At 71.4% G+C, this 17,246-nt stretch carries 13 protein-coding genes; 8 read left to right on the top strand and 5 right to left on the bottom strand.

Translation table 11 applies throughout. The features are described from left to right. Nucleotides 1–33: 33 nt before the first annotated feature. A complete protein-coding gene (locus ACWCRA_RS20900; protein WP_451068284.1) occupies nt 34–1,329 on the bottom strand; it encodes a hypothetical protein in 1,296 nt (431 codons plus the stop codon). Nucleotides 1,330–1,718: 389 nt separating this feature from the next. Between ACWCRA_RS20900 and ACWCRA_RS20895 the strand changes: the two genes are divergently transcribed. From ACWCRA_RS20895 to ACWCRA_RS20870, 6 genes are all read left to right on the top strand, one after another. Beyond that, nucleotides 1,719–2,702 carry a hypothetical protein gene (locus tag ACWCRA_RS20895; protein ID WP_351554277.1) on the top strand — a complete coding sequence of 328 codons (984 nt, stop codon included), beginning with the start codon at nt 1,719–1,721 and terminating at the stop codon, nt 2,700–2,702. 100 nt (nt 2,703–2,802) lie between these two features. After that, nucleotides 2,803–3,174 (top strand): hypothetical protein, encoded by a 372-nt coding sequence (locus ACWCRA_RS20890; protein ID WP_351554280.1) that lies wholly within the window; start codon nt 2,803–2,805, stop codon nt 3,172–3,174. Nucleotides 3,175–3,221: 47 nt separating this feature from the next. Next, complete coding sequence (locus ACWCRA_RS20885) at nt 3,222–4,541, top strand: hypothetical protein (RefSeq protein WP_451068283.1); 1,320 nt, start codon at nt 3,222–3,224, stop codon at nt 4,539–4,541. Nucleotides 4,542–4,544: 3 nt separating this feature from the next. Then, entirely contained in the window at nt 4,545–5,573 is a 1,029-nt protein-coding gene (locus tag ACWCRA_RS20880; RefSeq protein ID WP_451068282.1) for a polyprenyl synthetase family protein, read from the top strand. A gap of 176 nt (nt 5,574–5,749) precedes the next feature. Beyond that, the gene (locus ACWCRA_RS20875; RefSeq protein WP_351554289.1) at nt 5,750–7,465 is read left to right on the top strand and encodes a hypothetical protein; all 1,716 of its coding nucleotides are present in this window, start codon (nt 5,750–5,752) and stop codon (nt 7,463–7,465) included. 90 nt (nt 7,466–7,555) lie between these two features. After that, nucleotides 7,556–11,149, top strand: coding sequence for a hypothetical protein (locus tag ACWCRA_RS20870; protein ID WP_451068281.1), 3,594 nt, complete (start codon nt 7,556–7,558; stop codon nt 11,147–11,149). A gap of 619 nt (nt 11,150–11,768) precedes the next feature. Here the strand turns inward: ACWCRA_RS20870 and ACWCRA_RS20865 are convergent. From ACWCRA_RS20865 to ACWCRA_RS20855, 3 genes are read right to left on the bottom strand one after another with little or no spacing between them, the layout of a single operon-like run. Further along, on the bottom strand, nt 11,769–12,188 hold the full coding sequence (locus ACWCRA_RS20865; protein WP_451068280.1) for an arsenate reductase ArsC: 420 nt from the start codon (nt 12,186–12,188) through the stop codon (nt 11,769–11,771). Beyond that, the gene (arsB, locus tag ACWCRA_RS20860; RefSeq protein ID WP_451068279.1) at nt 12,181–13,299 is read right to left on the bottom strand and encodes an ACR3 family arsenite efflux transporter; all 1,119 of its coding nucleotides are present in this window, start codon (nt 13,297–13,299) and stop codon (nt 12,181–12,183) included. The genes ACWCRA_RS20865 and arsB overlap by 8 nt, the downstream gene beginning before the upstream one ends. After that, nucleotides 13,296–13,694: an ArsR/SmtB family transcription factor gene (locus tag ACWCRA_RS20855; protein ID WP_451068278.1), complete on the bottom strand. Its 399-nt coding sequence runs from the start codon at nt 13,692–13,694 to the stop codon at nt 13,296–13,298. The genes arsB and ACWCRA_RS20855 overlap by 4 nt, the downstream gene beginning before the upstream one ends. A gap of 91 nt (nt 13,695–13,785) precedes the next feature. On the opposite strand from ACWCRA_RS20855, the gene ACWCRA_RS20850 reads away from it, so the two are divergent. Beyond that, nucleotides 13,786–14,283 carry an ArsI/CadI family heavy metal resistance metalloenzyme gene (locus tag ACWCRA_RS20850; protein ID WP_451068277.1) on the top strand — a complete coding sequence of 166 codons (498 nt, stop codon included), beginning with the start codon at nt 13,786–13,788 and terminating at the stop codon, nt 14,281–14,283. 51 nt (nt 14,284–14,334) lie between these two features. Here ACWCRA_RS20850 and ACWCRA_RS20845 read toward each other — a convergent pair whose 3' ends face one another. Continuing rightward, on the bottom strand, nt 14,335–14,520 hold the full coding sequence (locus ACWCRA_RS20845) for a hypothetical protein (protein WP_451068276.1): 186 nt from the start codon (nt 14,518–14,520) through the stop codon (nt 14,335–14,337). A 1,508-nt stretch (nt 14,521–16,028) separates the two neighbouring features. Between ACWCRA_RS20845 and ACWCRA_RS20840 the strand changes: the two genes are divergently transcribed. Next, complete coding sequence (locus ACWCRA_RS20840) at nt 16,029–17,036, top strand: ABC transporter substrate-binding protein (RefSeq protein ID WP_351554303.1); 1,008 nt, start codon at nt 16,029–16,031, stop codon at nt 17,034–17,036. The last annotated feature ends 210 nt before the right edge of the window (nt 17,037–17,246 follow it).

The raw sequence follows: 17,246 nt of genomic DNA, 5'->3' as shown, positions 1-17,246 counted from the left end.
CGGTCCGGTCCGGCCCGATCCGCGGGAGACGGCTCAGGGGCGCCTGGTGATGGCCACGTCGCCCTGGAGGGAGAGCGCGTCGCCGAAACGGCCGAGGGCCAGGTCCACCGGTGTCACCTCCAGATGGACCGGGTCCACGTCGATGGGGACGGCCGGGAGGTCGCCCAGGGTGAAATCGATGCCGTCGAACGCGTCACCGACGAGGCCGCCGAGGACGGACGAGAGGGCGTTGGCCACCCAGGAGGCGATGACGCTGACGAGGTCGTCGTGCGGATAGATCCGGAGATCGAAGGAGCTGACACTCTCCGTGGTGGCCTTGAGGGTGGTTCCGGACATCGACAGGCTGAGCGTGATGGTGGGATCGGGCTCCAGCGCCAGATCGAAGAAGGCGTCGGTCGACCCGCCCCAGAGCCATTCGATCCCCGCGCTCCCGCTGCCGGTGACGGAGGCGTTGACACGCACCGTCGGGATCTCGGTGTCCACGACCTCGCACCGGACCTGGTGGATCGCGACCGTCGCCTGGTAGTAGCCGGTGCCTATGCCGAAGTCCTCGGAGTCGCCGGCGTCGAAGGGCATCCCGTCGAGGTAGGTGGTGGCGGCCTCGGCGATCCGCTGGACCGTGTCCGTACCGAGCAGGGCGAAGAAGCCGCCGGACGGCCAGCTCTCGGGGAAGGGCGGCTGCGGAACGCCGTGTTCCACCAGATTCATGGCGGCCACCACCCGCTCCGGCTGGATCACGGGGACCGGTGACGACAGATTCAGCAGCGGGATGTCCGGCTTGGGCAGTGTGATCCCCGAGAGGATCTCGCGGGACTGGGCGAGGAGGGCGGGCAGCACCACATTGTCCAGAATCACCTTCTGGACTTCGCTCGTGTCACTGGCGACGGCCTTGACGGGATTCAGGGTGAGCAGCCCGGACCGGTCCGTTCCGGCCTGGATGTCCACCGTCACGGTGATGTCCCCCTCCACCAGGTCCTCGCCCTCGCCCACGTCGACGGTGACATGGACCGGGCTCAGGACCACCTGGAAGGTGCTCCCGTCCAGCGACGCGCCCAGGGCGGCGGCGTGCTCCGCCACCTCCTCCCCGGTCAGCCGGCGCGCTCCGCCGTTCTCCGTGAAGCGGGCACGCAACTCCTCGTCGGAGTAGGAGGGCGGAGTGAGATCGAAGACCGGCGCGCTCTTCACGTCCCAGGTCACCGTGGTGGGGACGTCATCGTCGTCGTACGGCTCGGAACCGGTGAAGCACCGCGGATACAACTGGCCGTAGACCTCCTCCGCCACTCTGTTCACGATGCCGACATCGGCTCCGACCGCAAGGTCGTAACTCATGGTCCGACTCCCTCTGTCCGAAGTGGTGGTCACGGGCCCTCGTCCCGCCCGGGGCACGGCCGGCCCACCGGCGAAGCGCCCGGTGCCGCCGACCCGTCATACCGTCCCCCGTACACCGGGCCGGACATCTCGTTAAGTCGACATGTCCGGTAACAACCTCTTGTTTCCTGCCAAGGTGGCCAGTTCCGACAGTGGAGATCTATCGGGAACATGGTGATCCAGTGGGACAGCGCCCCTGCTCACCGAGGTGCCTCTCCGCCGCGCGCCCCACTCGCGCGCCCCTGGCGCGCCCACCCGGGAAAGACGCGTTCACCACTGTCCGAGCGCGGATTTGCGACAGCGCGAGGGAAGCTGTGGTGCGGCCACCCGGGGTGGCTTTGGATGGCGCCGTGAGCGATTCAACTTTCGATCTCGCGGTCGGAGTCGGTACCGACGCCCTCAACTCCGGCCTCCGGACGGCCCACGACCAGCACCGTGACGCGTTCCGGGGCAGCGTCACCCCGGACCCCATCGAGGGCACGGCGTACACCTTCGCCTGGGACTTCCTGGACGCGCCCACACTGGCCCTCACCCCGCCCGGCCCGGATCTCTGGAACGAGATGATCAAGGCGGACGGTGTCACGGACCTCCCGGACTCCGGGGTGCTCCAGTTCGTCACCGAACAGCTCCAGGCGGACTGCTCGGTCGGGGGCACCCCGCTCCCGGAGGTCACCGGCAAGGTCACCGTCGCCCTTCAGCTGACCCTGGGCGGCGGCGGTATCACCGCCGTCCCCCTGGGCGCCTGGCTGGAGAATCTGCCGGCCGGACCGACCAGCATCATCGTCAAGAACGTCGTGGTCCCCGCACTCCTCAACCAGGGCACCACCCTGCTCCAGGGGCTGAAGATCCCCGCCCAGAACCTCTTCGGGCAGACGGTCACCCTCGACCTCGTCCAGGTGGACGTCATCCCCACCCATCTCGTCCTCGCCTCGACGACCCAGGTGCAACAACAGCAGGAACAGGAACAGGAACAGGAACAGGAACAGGAACAACAGCAGCAGAGGCGGGCGGTGCGCGCCGAGGCCGCGGACTGGCCGACGGACAAGGAGGTGTTCACACTGATCAGCAGGGGTCTGCTGACACAACTGCTGACGGCGGCGGTCAAGAAGTACGAGAACCAGCAACTGGCCAAGGACAGCAAGACCATCGAGTTCCTCGCCTCCGCCCAGTGGGACGCCACCTTCCGCCAGGCCACGAATCTGACGGTCGGCACCGATCCCACCACCGCGTCCGCCGGGGTCGACATCGACTGGCACGCCGAACTCGACCTCTTCCCCACCTCCCCGGACGGCAGCGGCGGCTGTGCCCTGACCAAGGCGGGCCATGAATCGTGACCGGGGATCGACGGGTGACGCACCGGAGATCCACGGGTGATCCCACCGGCGCTCCACCGAGGAGACGCCGGCGCAGCGACCAGCCAGGAGAGGCCCCGCCATGGGCACAGCCCCCATCGAGTTCGATGTCAGCTACACCCCCGACCCGCCCGTCGTCACCGTCCAGGCCACCGGGATCTCGGACACCGCCCTCACGGTGCGGGTGACCGATCTCGATCTCGAACAGGTCACCTTCACCCCCGGGACCGTCCTCGCCGACGCGCTCTCCGGCCTCGTCAACGATCTGGCCAAAGCGGCCCCGGACATCGTCAAGGGGAAGATCACCGGGCTCACCCCCGACATCCCGCTCGACACACCCATCGGCTGTGGCATCCCGATCGGCGGGGCGACCATCCAGATATCGCTGGCATCACCGGAACTGGCCGCCCACGGCGACATGCTCATGATCAGCGGGACCGCCGACATCTCCTGACCCGCGCGCTCCCCGTCCACCGGTCCGACTCACCGCAGGAGACGTACGTGAGCACCCCGTACCCCGACCCCGGCACCGAACCCCGGCCCCTGTACCTCGCGGACACCCCCGGCTACCCCCTCGCCCGCACCGTGGAGATGCCCGGCACGGTCGGATATCCCACCGGCTCCCTCAGCATCCGCTTCGGCGCGCTCCGGATTCGCGCCGAGGGCCGGCCGGAGGCCGTCGCCGGAGAGGAGGGCGCGTACCGGATACCGGCGCTCGTCCTCACCGGCCGGTACGCGCTCGACGCCCGCCCCGACGAGATCCGCGACCTCGACACCGCCGGCCATCTGCGCCCCCTCTCCGACGAGGCGCTCCGGCCCACCCTCCCCGCCGCGACCCGCGACGCCGTCGCCCCCGAGCCGCCGGACGAGGAGACCCTGCGGAAGTGGCGCGACCGCGCCGACAGCCACCGCGACCAGCTGATGCGGACCGAGAAGGGGCAGCAACTGCTCATCACCTACGGGAAGAACAACGAGACCTTCTACGACCTCTTCGACACCTCCAGCACCCTCAGAAAGAACTGGCGCAGAAACGGCACCACCCGGAGCATGTCCGCGCACACCTTCGACACCACGGACCCCCGGACACCGCCCGAGAGCGCGAGCGCGGTCAACGACTGGACCGACCCGGACCACCACACCAGCTACAACGCGAACGCCTTCATCCAGTACGTCAATGTCACCAGCGCGCTCTCCTTCGAGATGAGCTTCGCGGCCACCGACGCCCAGGACAAGTACAGCGACGCGCTCGACGCCGCCCAGCGGTTCGCCACGGCGGTGAACGACACCGGCAACAGCGGCGACCTGGTCAACCCGATGACCCAGCACGAGGTCTACACCTCCATCGACCAGCACTCCGGCGAGGTGCGCGCCACCACACCCGAGGAGGTCGACCGCTACATCGGACTCGTCCACGGCACCTACGACACCGCACCCGAGGACGAACCCGAGGAGTGGCTCCCGCTCTCGGACGAGCACCGCGCGCGCTACCGGGCCTTCGGCAAGGAGGCCTACGAGGACAGGGCGCGGGAGCGGGCGTCCGCCACCGACACCCTCCACTGGGGCGACTGCCACGCCCGTCTGGAGAACATCCGCGTCACCGGCGACCCCGCCCGGGGCGAGGCCACCGTGACCCTGCCCCCGCTCGCCCTGCACATCGACGACGCCGAGTGGCGGGGCCCGGCCGGCGAGGTCGCCCGGGAGCGGCTGCGCACCATGCGGTTCGTACAGGAACTGCTCCGGGACGCGGTCGCCGAGACCCTCCGGCACGCCGCGCTCACCGGCATCGCCGGCTACGGCCCCGCCGGGGACGGGGAGTCCTGACCCGTGCTCATCCTTCCCACCGGCGCCCCCGCCGAGGATGTCACCGCCGGGATCTGGGCCGGGCTGCTCGCCGACGACCGGCCGCGCTTCGACGCCCTCCTCGACGAGGCACTCGCCCCGCAGCAGGAGTATCTGAGCGACACCGAGCGCGCGCTCTACCGGCAGGGCAAGCGCCTCCGCCCGGCGGTCCTGCTGCTCGCCGCGCGGATGGTGCTCGGCTCCGCGCCGCTGCCGGGGAAGGTGCTGCAAGGGGCGGTCTCCCTGGAGATGCTGCATGTGGCGACCCTGATCCACGACGACATCGTCGACGGGTCGGCGCTGCGCCGGGGGCTGCCGTCGGTCAACGCCGCGCGCGGCACCGAGGCCGCCGTGCTCATCGGCGACCTCCAGTTCGTCCAGGCCATCCGGGGCTTCGTGCGGACCATCGACCGGGACCGCGACATGGCGCTGATCGAGCTGGTCCTCGATACCGCGTTCCAGATCGGCTGCGGTGAACTGGACGAGCTGCGCGCCGATCTGCACCAGGAGCCGGCCCGTCTGATCGAGGACTACTGGCGCACCGCCGACCGCAAGACCGCCGTCCTCTTCGGCCTGGCCGCCGAGGCCGGAGTCACCCTCGCGGACGGGCGCACGAGCGACGCCCGCCGCGCGGGCTTCGCCGGCCGCCGGCTCGGCCGGGCCCTCCAGGTGATGGACGACCTCTTCGACCTGGCCCAGGACGAGGCCGGGTCCGGCAAGCCGCGCGGCATGGATCTGCTGCGCCGCCGGGCCTCACTGCCGCTGGTGTACGCCATGGAGGAGCTGGGGCCCGAGCACCGGGTGAGCCGGGTGATGCGCGGTGAGCCCCTGGACGCCGGAGGGCTGGAGCGGTGTGTCGCCGAGGTGCGGGGGACCACCGGGTTCTCCCGCGCCTACGCCGACGCGCGCACCCAGGCGCTGGAGGCCATCGAGCTGCTGCGCCCCTTCGCGGCGAGCCCCCACCGGTACGCGCTGGAGGACCTGGCGCTGCACATCGTCGACCGGAGACCCTGACCGGCCCTGACCGACTCTGACCGGACCGGAGCCCATGACCGGCCCGACCCGGCCCCCGCCTCCCGGCCCCCGCCCTCGCGTCCCCGCATCCGCACCCGCACCCGCCGAATCCACCCGCCCCCGCTGATCCGCCGATCCGCCACCCGCCGATCCGCCCTCCCGAGAAGGAGCACCGCATGACCGCGGCCCTGGTCGACTTCGTCTACGCCACCATGCGCAAGCGGGCCAACGACCCGGACAGCCCCTACTGGCTGCCGAAGACCCTGGAGGCGGTCCGTACCCCCGACGGGCGCGGACTGTCCCCGCTGAAGGTGGACGAGTGGGAGCTGGGCGAGCTGCCGGGCGACACGGGCACGACGGCCGCCGACTCCATCGCCGTCGCCTGGTGGAACTTCGTGGGCGCGGCCTGGGAGCGGGCGGAGCGCGACGGGGCGAGCGGCATCCCGGACAGCCTCGACGACTTCGACAGCCAGCGCGACCGCGACGACCCGTTCCCGGCGCTGACCCTCTTCACCGTCACCATCACCGGACTGCCGAACGCCTCCGTCGGCGAGCTGAGCGACATCGTCGCGACGGAGAACGGCTACCAGGGGACCGTACGGGTCACCGCCGCCGCCTACGACGGCCACGGCTACCAGCCGCGGATCACGGTCGACGGCAGCTACCGCCTCGTCCAGCACGTCGTGGTGATCGACGACCCGGACTCCGCCGACAGCTCGGACTCCGCCGACGGCCCGGCACAGCTCGACGAGGACCTGAGGCCGCCGACCACCGTCCCCGCCGGAGGACTCACGGCGTACGGGGTGGAGTGGCCGTCCCAGACGATCGAGGGCAACGGGGCGTTCGAGTTCACCATCGAGAACGTGGAACTCGACGTCCGGCTCACCATCGAGACCGCCGGGAGCGGCTCCGGCCGCGCGCCGAAGGTGACGGTCGACTCCGTCGCCGTGGTCTCCACACCGGTGTACACCCTCGACGAGGACAAGCTGACCATTGAGGGCGACACCGTCACCGACCTCAACCGCAAGGCCTGGAAGGGCGCAGCGGTGCTGGCGTTCGACAGCCCCGACGCCGCCACCGCCCTCACCGCCAAACTCGGCGCCGCGCTCGACGCGGACGACTTCCGCACCCAGTTCTCCGGCGCTGTCACCGATCAACTGGCGCAGGCGCTCGACAGCGTTCTCGGCACCGGGGCGCTCCCGACGGGCGGCGGCCGGCCCCCGGCCGGCGACGGGCCCCTGGAGGTCTATCTCTTCGACCGCGCCCGGGCCGCCCTCAACGACCCGGACTCCGGCTTCTATCCGCCGGCCGTCGTCGCGTCCGCCGACGACCCGAAGCTCGACCCCCTGTCGATCGACACCATCGACCTCGGCGACCAGCAGGTCATGGGCGTCCCGGTCAACTTCACCCTCAACTCCGTCACCATCAGCGGTATCGCCGACGCGCTCATCCCGGACGAGGACGCCACCCTGGTCGCCGAAGGCGTCGACGCGACCCTGCGGTTCGGCCGGATCTCCGGCACGCCGATCACCATCGACGCCGCCGTGGTGGCGACCTTCGTCAACTCCGGTGACCAGCTCGACGGCACCATGACGACCACCGCGCGACAGCCCTCCGCGACCCTCGGCCTCTCCTTCTCGGGACCCGACGCCGACTCCCTGACCATCGGGCTGCGCTCGCTCGCCATCGATGTCGACCCGTCCGGACTGGACATCGCCGTCCATGTCGAGGGCCTCCCCGACCAGGCGCTGCACACCATCCTCAACACCGAGGAGATCAAGGACGGCTTCATCGAGGGCGTCCGGGAAGGCGCCGCCGCGCGCAAGGACGACATCGCCCGGGCCCTGACCGACAACGCCCGCACGGTGATCGCCCGGAAGCTGGGCGGCTGACCGAGGCCGCGCGGGAGCGGGTCCGCGCGCCGAGCGGCCCGCACGCCCGCATCCGTACGACCGCCCGCCCCCGCCCGGAAGGTCTCCCGCATGCGGTTCACCGAACTCCAAGCCCTCCTCGACCGGCACACCACCGGAGACACCCTCACCCTCGCGGCGGCCGACCTCGGCAGCGGGCCGGCCGCCGCGCTGATCGCCACCTGGCTCGACGACCGGACCCTCACCCTCGGAGCCCTGCACCGCGAGGACCACCCGGACACGGGCACCGTCGTCGTCGGCGGCGAACTCGGCGCCCTGGGCATCACCGGCGCCCGGGTCACCGGCGCCGAGTTCGGCCTCGACCCCGTCAACCAGGACCCCACCCTCTTCCTCCCCCTCCCGACCCCCGGGGGCTGGACGCTCCCCGTCTCCTTCCCCGACACCGGGGGCAGCGACCTGGCCGGCCTCGCCTTCGGCGACCGCCCGCCCGAGCTGCTCCTCACCTCCGTCCCCCGCCCCGCCCGCGACGGCCGCCCCGCGCTCGGCCGGGGCCTCACCCTCCACGCGCCCGTGGTCCGGGACCCGGCACCGCTCGGCCCCTTCGCCGGCCTGGTCCGCCGCACGGGGACCGACCTCTCGCTGACCGGGCCCGTGGCGCGCCGCCCCGTCGGAGCCGAGGTCGTCACCGACATCGCGCTGCGCTCCGTACCCGAGCCGTCGGCGGATCTCGGCGGGGACTTCTCGCTGTGGGCCGGGTCGAGCGGAGAGCGCCCACCCCTGGCGTACGGACTCCGGCTGGCCGCGGATGTCGTACTGGCGGAGGGCGTCGGCGCGAGCCTCAGCGCGCCGGTCCCGGCCGCCGGGAGCGAGATCGTGCTCGCCGTGGACACACTGCCGGACGGCGAGGTGGGGACGGCCGTCCTCGAAGGGTGGTACGGCACCGGAGCGGCCGTGGAGCGGTTGACCTCCCAGGGATACACCCTCGGCGGCGCCGTCCGGCTCGCGGAGCTGGCAATCCGCCTCGACGGGACGAAGACGGGCCAGGGCCTGGCCGCCGCCCTGACCGCGATCACCGTCCGGGCCGTGGCCGCCCCCGATGTCCCGTGGCCCATCGCGGGCGACGACCTCGCCGTGACGGGCGTCGCGGCCGAACTGACCGTCACCGCGCCGCTCACCCCGGCCCGCGCCGCCACCGTCACCGGATACGGGGACTTCGCCGTGGCGGGCGCGGTCGCCCTGCACGCCGCCGCGGCGATCCCGCCCGGCAGCTTCGAGCTGACCCTCGACGAGGAGACCCCGGCCAGGCTCCAGGACGTGCTCCGGCACTTCCTCCCGGGCGCGGACCTCAGCGGCGCACCGGATCTGACGCTGAAGAAGTTCCATGGCACGGCCGTTCCCACGCGCGGCGAGTACAGCCTCTCGGCCACGGTGACCACCGAGTGGCACATCGGCATCGGCGCGGCCGTCCTCCGCCTCGAACAGGCGACCCTGGAGGTGGAGCGCGCCAAGGAAGGGGCCGGGGGCGCGGAGCGGGCCGGGGTCCTCCCGGACGGGGGCGCCGCGAAGACCACCGGCACGGTCGCCGCACGCGCGACGCTCGGCCCGGAGAGCGGTGACGGCTCCCTGGTCTTCGACGCCGCCTGGCACCTCCCCGGCGGCTTCGAACTCGGCGGCACCCTTCCCGAGGCCGATCTCACCGCCCTCCTCGAAGCCCTCGCCTGCCGGGTCGACATCCCCCTGCCCGACGGTCTGCCCGAGGTCGAGCTGCGCGACTCGACGGTGCGCCTGCGCCTCGGAGCCGCCCAGGCGAGTGAGGCGGACGAGGGCAAGGGGTACGAGCTGACGGTCGGCAGCACCGTCGAGTTCGCCGGGGCCACGGCGCTGACCCTGGTCGGGAAGGCCGCGAAGGGCGGTGAGGGCACCCTGTTCGCCGCCGCCTTCTGGCAGGACGGCTGGGCCTGGTCGCCCGACCAGGTCCCGGGCTGGTCCGATGTGCTGGGCATCCTCGGCGGCATCACCTTCGCCAAGTCCGGAGCCGCCGTCTGCTCGGCCGACGGGGTCACCCTCGCGGCGGACTCGGCCCCGGACACCTTCCCGGCGACCCTGGACAAGGGCCTCACCTTCTTCACCGAGATCGGCTTCACCGGCCCGCTGGAGCCGCTGAAGGCCCTCTTCGACGGCGCCGCGCCCGGCGTCCACCTGCTGGCGGTCCTGACCTCACCGGTGCGGAACTCCGTGTTCAGGGCGTCCGTCGCCGAGCAGCGACTGCGGCCCGGCTTCGGCGGACTGGAGGTGGAGATCCAGCCGGCCCAGCTCAGAATCACCCTGGAGACCTCCTGGAACTTCACCGTTCCCGCGATGGGCTCCGCACCGGAGACACTGCTCCAGTTCGTGGCCGGGGGAACGGTGTCCGAGGAGGGTTTCTCGCTCTTCCTCACCCTCAAACCCGCCGACTCCGCCCTCGGCACGGCCGCCGGTCAGCTCGCCCCTGGCCGGCACGCCCTCGTCCTGGACGGACCGGGCCGTACGGCTCTCTCGGCCACCCCCGTGACCGGTGCCGGCGGGCGGACCGCGCACGACGCGACCCGCCGTCTGATCGAGGCCGACACCCCACCGGGCGGGCCCGCCTGGAAGAACGCCTTCGGTATCGACGGCTTCGACATCGAGGCGTTCTGGGCGCAGATCGGCGGCGGCACGAGCGGGCTCACCCTGGGCCTCGGCGGGACCATCACCGTCGGCGAGGCCGGTCTGGAGCTGGATGTCGTCGGCGGACTCGAACCGGAACCCTTCATCACGGTGTTCCGCTTCTCCCTCGCCACCGCCGACCGGTCCAAGGGCGTCTCCCTCCGGGACATCCTGGCGATCGTCCTCACCCCGCCGGACGCGCTCGACTTCCTGCGGAAGATCGTGCTGCACGAGCTGATGCTCTGCGCCGTCACGGTCCCCGGCGGCTGGACGAGCCCGCTGGGCGAGCACTGGGAGCAGGGCTACTACGCCAAGGGGAACGTCGACTTCTTCGGCAACAACTGGCGCTTCGAGATCGGTGTCGGCAACGACGGCATCCACGCCGACAGCGCGATCGCGGAGCCGCTGACCATCGGGGAGTGGTTCACCCTCTCGGACGCCAACGGCACCAAGGGCCCCCGCTACCTCCTCGACACCCGGGGCATCAAGGAACACCACCTCCCCGAGAAGATCCTCTCCCTCTCCGGGAAGGTCGCCCTGCTGGGGATATCCGTCGCCGTCGAGGCCGAACTCGGCTCCGGCGGTTTCGCGTTCACCCTCGAAGCCCATCTGCTGACCATCCTGACGTCGGAGGTCACCTGCACCCTCGACGCCTCGACCGGACTGCACGCCGCGGCCGATGTCGGCCTGGACTTCGGCGTCAACCTCCCCCGGGCGGCCCTCCTCGGCGGCATCCCCGTCCCCGGCGGCAGTCTGGTCGGCATCACGGCGCACGGCGGCTTCGATCTGCTGGTCGACGGCAACGGCGCGAATCTGCGCCTGACGGGCGACTGCGACGCCTATCTCGAGGGCGTCCATCTGGTCGGATTCCATCTCGATCTGAGCTTCGGCGTCCAGTCGTGGGACGACATCGTGGGCTATCTCCAGAGCAACCCGGAGAAGCTCTTCGAGAGCCTGGGGGAGGGGATCTGGGAGGCGATGAAGAACTGTGCCACGGGGAAGGCGGCGGAGCTGACGTAGGGCTCCGTCCGCCGCCCCAGGCCGGGTGGGGAACGGTGAACACTGACCACTCGCGTGGTCCCGTCCGCGGTGCCCCTTGCCGCCCGCCGAGGGCATCATTCTTCGCCTGAACGCCCGCTGAACATAAGGGAGAAGAAGCTGTTCGGCGACTGCGGGCGGAAACGCGTGGAGAGGGTCTGCCACGAGCCGCACCGCTCCGGCACAACGCACCAGGACCAGCGCCCTGCTCGACCAGCGGACGGAACCGTCGGCGCGATGACCGCTCCGGGGGATACGGTGCTACCGAGCCCCGAGCCTGCGGGGGCCGGTACGACGACGGTGCGGGGGAGTTGTCCTGAAGCAGGTCAGGCAAAACAGCATGATCACGTGAAGGAACGACAGGTCAGGAAGTGTGGTCCCCGCGCGCGCGGGATAGCCCTCTCCAGCGCACCGCCGCGCCCTCATCGCCATCACCCCTGGACGGCTCGCAACGCGACCCCCCACCACCAGGCGGCCATCGTGCGGCCACCGTGAGGAACGTCGCCATCAGCATTCACCTTGATCTTGCTCTTGATCACGATCGTGCAAAACGCCGCCCGCGAGAGCCAGTTGAAGGGCGCGGGGCAGGGCCGGGCGGACTTCAGTCGCGCTCGGGCAGGAGTTCGGGGAGCAGGCCCCGAACGCGCCGTTCGATCTCGTCACGGATGGCACGGACCGCTTCGACGCCCTGCCCCGCCGGGTCGTCGCGCTTCCAGTCGAGGTAGCTCTTGCCGGGGAAGATTGGGCAGGCGTCGCCGCAGCCCATGGTGATCACCACATCGGACGCCCGTACGGCCTCAGCGGTGAGGACCTTCGGCGTCTCGGCGGAGATGTCGATGCCGGCCTCGGCCATGGTCCGCACGGCGGACGGGTTCACGGCGTCGGCGGGCCGGGACCCGGCGGAGCGGGCCTCGACCCGGTCGCCGGCGAGGTGGGTGAGGAACGCGGCGGCCATCTGTGAGCGGCCCGCGTTGTGGACGCACACGAACAGCACCGACGGCTTCGGCTCGGAGTCAGACACGGGTGGGGCCTTCCGGGACGGTGGCGGCCGGACCGGCCGCGGGGACGGGGGCGGTGGGGAAGAAACGGCGTACCCGCAGAGCGACATGGACCAGGCCGATGAGAACCGGGACCTCGATCAGCGGTCCGACGACGCCCGCGAGGGCCTGCCCTGAGGTGGCGCCGAAGGTGGCGATGGCGACCGCGATGGCGAGTTCGAAGTTGTTGCCCGTGGCGGTGAACGCGAGCGTCGTCGTCCTCGGATAGTCGAGTCCCGCCGCCCGGCCGAGCGCCATGGAACCGGCCCACATCACGGCGAAGTACACCAGCAGCGGCAGCGCGATCCGGGCCACCTCCACCGGCTTCGAGGTGATCGCCTCGCCCTGGAGGGCGAAGAGCACCACGATCGTGAACAGCAGCCCGTAGAGCGCGAACGGCCCGATCCGGGGGATCAGCTCCGTCTCGTACCACTCCCGGCCCCGGGTCCTCTCGCCGATGCGGCGGGTCAGGAACCCGGCGGCGAGGGGGATGCCGAGGAAGATCAGGACGGAGCGGGCGATCTCCCATACGGAGATGTCCAGCCCGGTGGTCGTCAGGCCGAGCCGGCCGGGCAGCAGGTCGAGGTAGAACCAGCCGAGCAGGCCGAAGGCGACGACCTGGAAGACGGAGTTCACCGCGACGAGGACGGCGGCGGCCTCGCGGTGGCCGCGGGCGAGGTCGTTCCAGATGATGACCATGGCGATGCAGCGGGCGAGCCCGACGATGATCAGCCCGGTGCGGTACTCCGGCAGGTCGGGCAGGAAGATCCAGGCGAGGGCGAACATCAGCGCCGGGCCGATCACCCAGTTCAGGACCAGGGACCAGACCAGGAGGGGTCGGTCGCGGGTGACGGTGTCGAGCCGGTCGTAGCGGACCTTGGCCAGCACCGGGTACATCATCATCAGCAGGCCGAGCGCGATCGGCAGCGAGACCCCGGTCACCGTGACCTTGGCGAGCGTGTCGCCGAGCCCCGGGACGAGGCGTCCGAAGCCCAGGCCGGCGGCCATCGCGGCGAGAATCCACAGGGCGAGGTAGCGGTCGAGGAACGAGAGCCGGGACGCCACCGGGCCCGCTGTCACGGCCGGGGTGGTCACGCGGAGAGCCCGGCGGGCTCGGACAGGGGCTCGCCCGCGGGCCGGGTGAGTACGCCGGCGAGCCGGTCGGTCATCTCGGGCAGCAGCCGGTAGTACACCCATGTCCCGCGCCGTTCGGAGGCGATCAGCCCGGCCTCGCGCAGGAGCTTGAGGTGGTGGGAGATCGTCGGCTGGGACAGGTCGAACGCCGGGGTGAGGTCGCAGACACAGACCTCCCCGCCCTCGCGGGAGGCGATCATCGACAGCAGGCGCAGCCGCACCGGATCGCCCAGCGCCTTGAACACCTTTGCCAGCAGCGCGGCCTGGTCCTCGTCCAGCGGGGCTGACAGCAGCCCGGGGCAGCAGCCCTCCACCGTGGTGGCCCGCCCGATCACCGGAAGCTCTTGATTCGACATACTTCTATGTTGACGAACTTCGATCCAGGAGGCAAGCTCGACAGCGCAAGACATTGACAGATATCGATACAGACTGTCCGAGGAGACTGCCATGTCCCGCGTCCAGCTCGCCCTCAACGTCCCCGATCTCGAAGCATCGGTCACCTTCTACACCCGCCTGTTCGGTGTCGAGCCCGCCAAGCGCCGTCCCGGCTACGCCAACTTCGCCCTCACCGAGCCTCCGCTCAAGCTCGTACTCATCGAAGGCGAGGCAGGCGGCGAAGGCGGGGACACCCGCCTCGACCACCTCGGCGTCGAAGTCGACTCCACCGAAACCGTCACCGCCGCCGCCACCCGCCTCAAGGAGGCCGGTCTCGCCACCTTCGAGGAGAACGACACCTCCTGCTGCTACGCGCTCCAGGACAAGGTCTGGGTCCACGGCCCCGGCCACGAGCCCTGGGAGATCTACGTCGTCAAGGCCGACGCCGACCGGATGGGCAAGGCCCCCGTCCAGGACCCCGCGACCGGCGCCCGCCGCACCGCGCGGGGCGCGGCAGACGGGGACGACAGGTCCGCCCCGGCTGTCGCGGGCTGCGCCTGCGGCACCTGACCGGGCGGGCAGCCACCCGGTTGCGGGCGGCACCGGGAACCGGGGCCCGTGTCACGCCGGGGCCGCGACTTCCCCCGCCCGCGCGATACGGGGAGCGGGCACCGCCGCCCGGACGAAGGCGTACCGAGCGCCGTCGACGAGGCGGTGCACCCACCAGTACCGCGGACAGCTCTCCGCCGGCACGAGCTGTCCGGTCGCGCCGTTCAGCGCCCAGCCGGCGAACCGGCGGAGCGACACCTCGCGGGAACTCCCAGCCCCCGGAGCACTGGTCGAACCCGGCCAGGCCATCGTCGATCACCCAGTCCGGATCGGGACGGCCCGCGCCCTGCGCCTCTTGGCCATCCTCACCATCGCTTTCGGCCAGGGGGCGGGTTCCGGCGATCCCACTCACACCCGGCCGCCATCATCGCCAGAGACGCCGGAACGGCCACGTCACCTGCCCGTTCGCTCGCTGCCCCGCTCTCCGCCACCACGGTCGTCAGGCCGAGGAACACCACGACCGCGACCAGAACCACCGGGTGGACAGCCGGACTGCGCCCTCGGGGACGGACCGCTGCCCTCGGCCGCGACGAACGCGTTCGCCCGGCATGGCGTCCGGCACTTCGGGAGTCCGGCGTCACCGAGCGTCCGTAGATCCGGCCCAGGGCGTCCGTGACCGTGGGGGAGCGGCTGTTCCGCCACAGCCGCCCGCGTCACCAGGCCGGCGATTGCCGTGTCCCTGACCGGCTGGACCATGGCCATCCGTGCCCGGAAGCCTGCCGTTCCGGCCGCGGCCGGGTGTGCCGTGCCGGCCAGGGCAACAGCCCGCCCGGGCAGACGACCGCGATCAGAAGGGCACGGCCATACCCGCGACCAGCCACCCGCGACCCGGACGACGAGTGTCGGCGGCGTACCCGTGGAGATCCCGGCCACGACCGACGGCGTCCGCACCGCGCTCGCGGACGAGCCCGAGCGGTCGGCTGAGTTCGAGGCCGAGACCGGACGGAGCCCGGCCCTCCGAAACCGTCCCACAACCGCCCTGTGTCCTGCGTTCGGGCGATCCTTCAGGGTGTGCGGCTGCCTTCTCCTTCGCGCCCGGGGTGTCCCGCGCGGATCGTGCCGGTGTGGGTGATGGTGGACCTGCGGAGCGCGGGGTCGCCGCCCCCGGAAGAACGGAAGCGGAGCGTGAACAACAGCACGGAGTCGGTCCTCCGGACCGTCGGTGAGCTGCTCGGGGACAAGGAACCCTCTGCGGTCGACCGGTGGATCGTCCCCGCGTACACGCAGCACAGCGCGCCGGCCGCCGACGGGCCGGAGGCGCTGCGCGAACTCGCCTCCTCGCCGGCGGCGGCGTACTTCCGCCACGAGCACGCCCGGGCCAGCGCGGACGGCAGCCCGGTAGCTCCGCACGGACCTGCTCCGGGTCGGGGACAGCGGACTGGCCGAGCACGGGAACCGCCTCGTGCCGCGTGTGGTGAGCAGCGCCGGCGGATGCTCGCCGACGGACGGCCCGACCGGGGGCACCGACCTGGAGCGACATCTCCGCCGACGCTGACGCCAACGCCCAGTACAGCCCGGATGCCGCGGACGGGCTGGACGGGCTGGACGGACTGGTCGGCCTGGACGGACTGGTCGGCCTGGACGGCCTGGACGGCCTGGACGGCGTCGGGAAAGCCGTGGCGAGACGGGCCGCGCCCACCCGGACGGGTCCGGCCCGCCCGCACGGCGGGCACGCGCACGGAGCACGACGACAGAAGGAGAAGGCGATGACCACCGACCCACACTTGCGGGAGCTGTACGAGCGGGCCAGGGCCGAGGGAGGCGGGCTGGTCGTGTACGCCGGAGGGGACGCTCCTGAGCAGGCCCGGATGTACACGGCCGGCTTCAGCGAGATGTTCCCCGACATCGACATCGAGGTCACCGTCGACCTGAGCAAGTTCCACAACGCGCGGATCGACGCACAGCACATCCGCGGGGACAACCGCGTGGACGTGGTGCACGTGCAGACCGTCAACGACTTCCCGTACTGGAAGCGGCACGGCCTGCTCCAGCCGTACCGTCCCGACGGCCTCGATCAGGTCGACCCGGACTTCGTGGACCCCGACGGCACCTACTACGCCCTGTTCGTCTTCGCGTTCTCCAACGTCGTCGACACGGAAGTCATCCCCGAGGAGCAGGCCCCGCGTGAGGCGACCGACTATCTGCGCCCGGACCTGAAGGACCGCATCGTACTGACCTATCCGCACGACGACGACGCCGTCCTGTTCCAGTTCGAGCGGATCATCGCCAAGCACGGCTACGGCTGGCTGGAGAAGCTGGTGGCGCAGAACCCGCTGTGGGTGCGCGGCACCGCGACGCCACTGGCGGTCATCGGGTCGGGTGAACGGGCGGCGACGTTCACCTCCTTCTACTACCTCAACCCGCCCGCGGGCGACTCGATGAGATTCATCCTGCCCAAGGAGGACTTCTTCCAGGCGTGGTACCAGACCGGAGCGATCCTTGAGGACGCCCCGCACCCCGCCGCGGCGAGGCTGTACATGAGCTACCGGCTCTCGCGGCAGGCCCAGCAGGCATCGGCCCAGTGGCCGGCCCGCAGGGACGTGCAGATTCCCGGCTGGAAGCCGATCAACCAGTACCGCAACACCGACCCGCGCGGATTCCGCGAGTTCATGCTCGACCGTGCCCGCGTGGAGCGACTGCGCGGCATCATGGAGGACTTCATCGGCCCGGTCCGGGGCGACAACCCCACTGGCGTGGACCGCGCCTGGCACTGAGACGCCGACGGCCGCGCCGCTCCCCTGACCGCCCGGCACGGAATGCGGTGCCCGCTGCCCCGGGTATCACGCCCAGGTCCGAACCTGGAGCACAACCGGGCCGCCGCCGCCCACACCCGCTCGTACCCACGCCCCGTTCTGGGACCGTTGACGTCATCGTGGCCGCGCTGTACCGAGGGCGTGACGGCCCGACTCCGCGTCGATGTACAC

Source organism: Streptomyces sp. NPDC001889, from assembly GCF_053594535.1.
The sequence above is the reverse complement of the archived record's forward strand: the minus strand, read 5'-3'. Positions and strand labels throughout refer to the sequence as shown.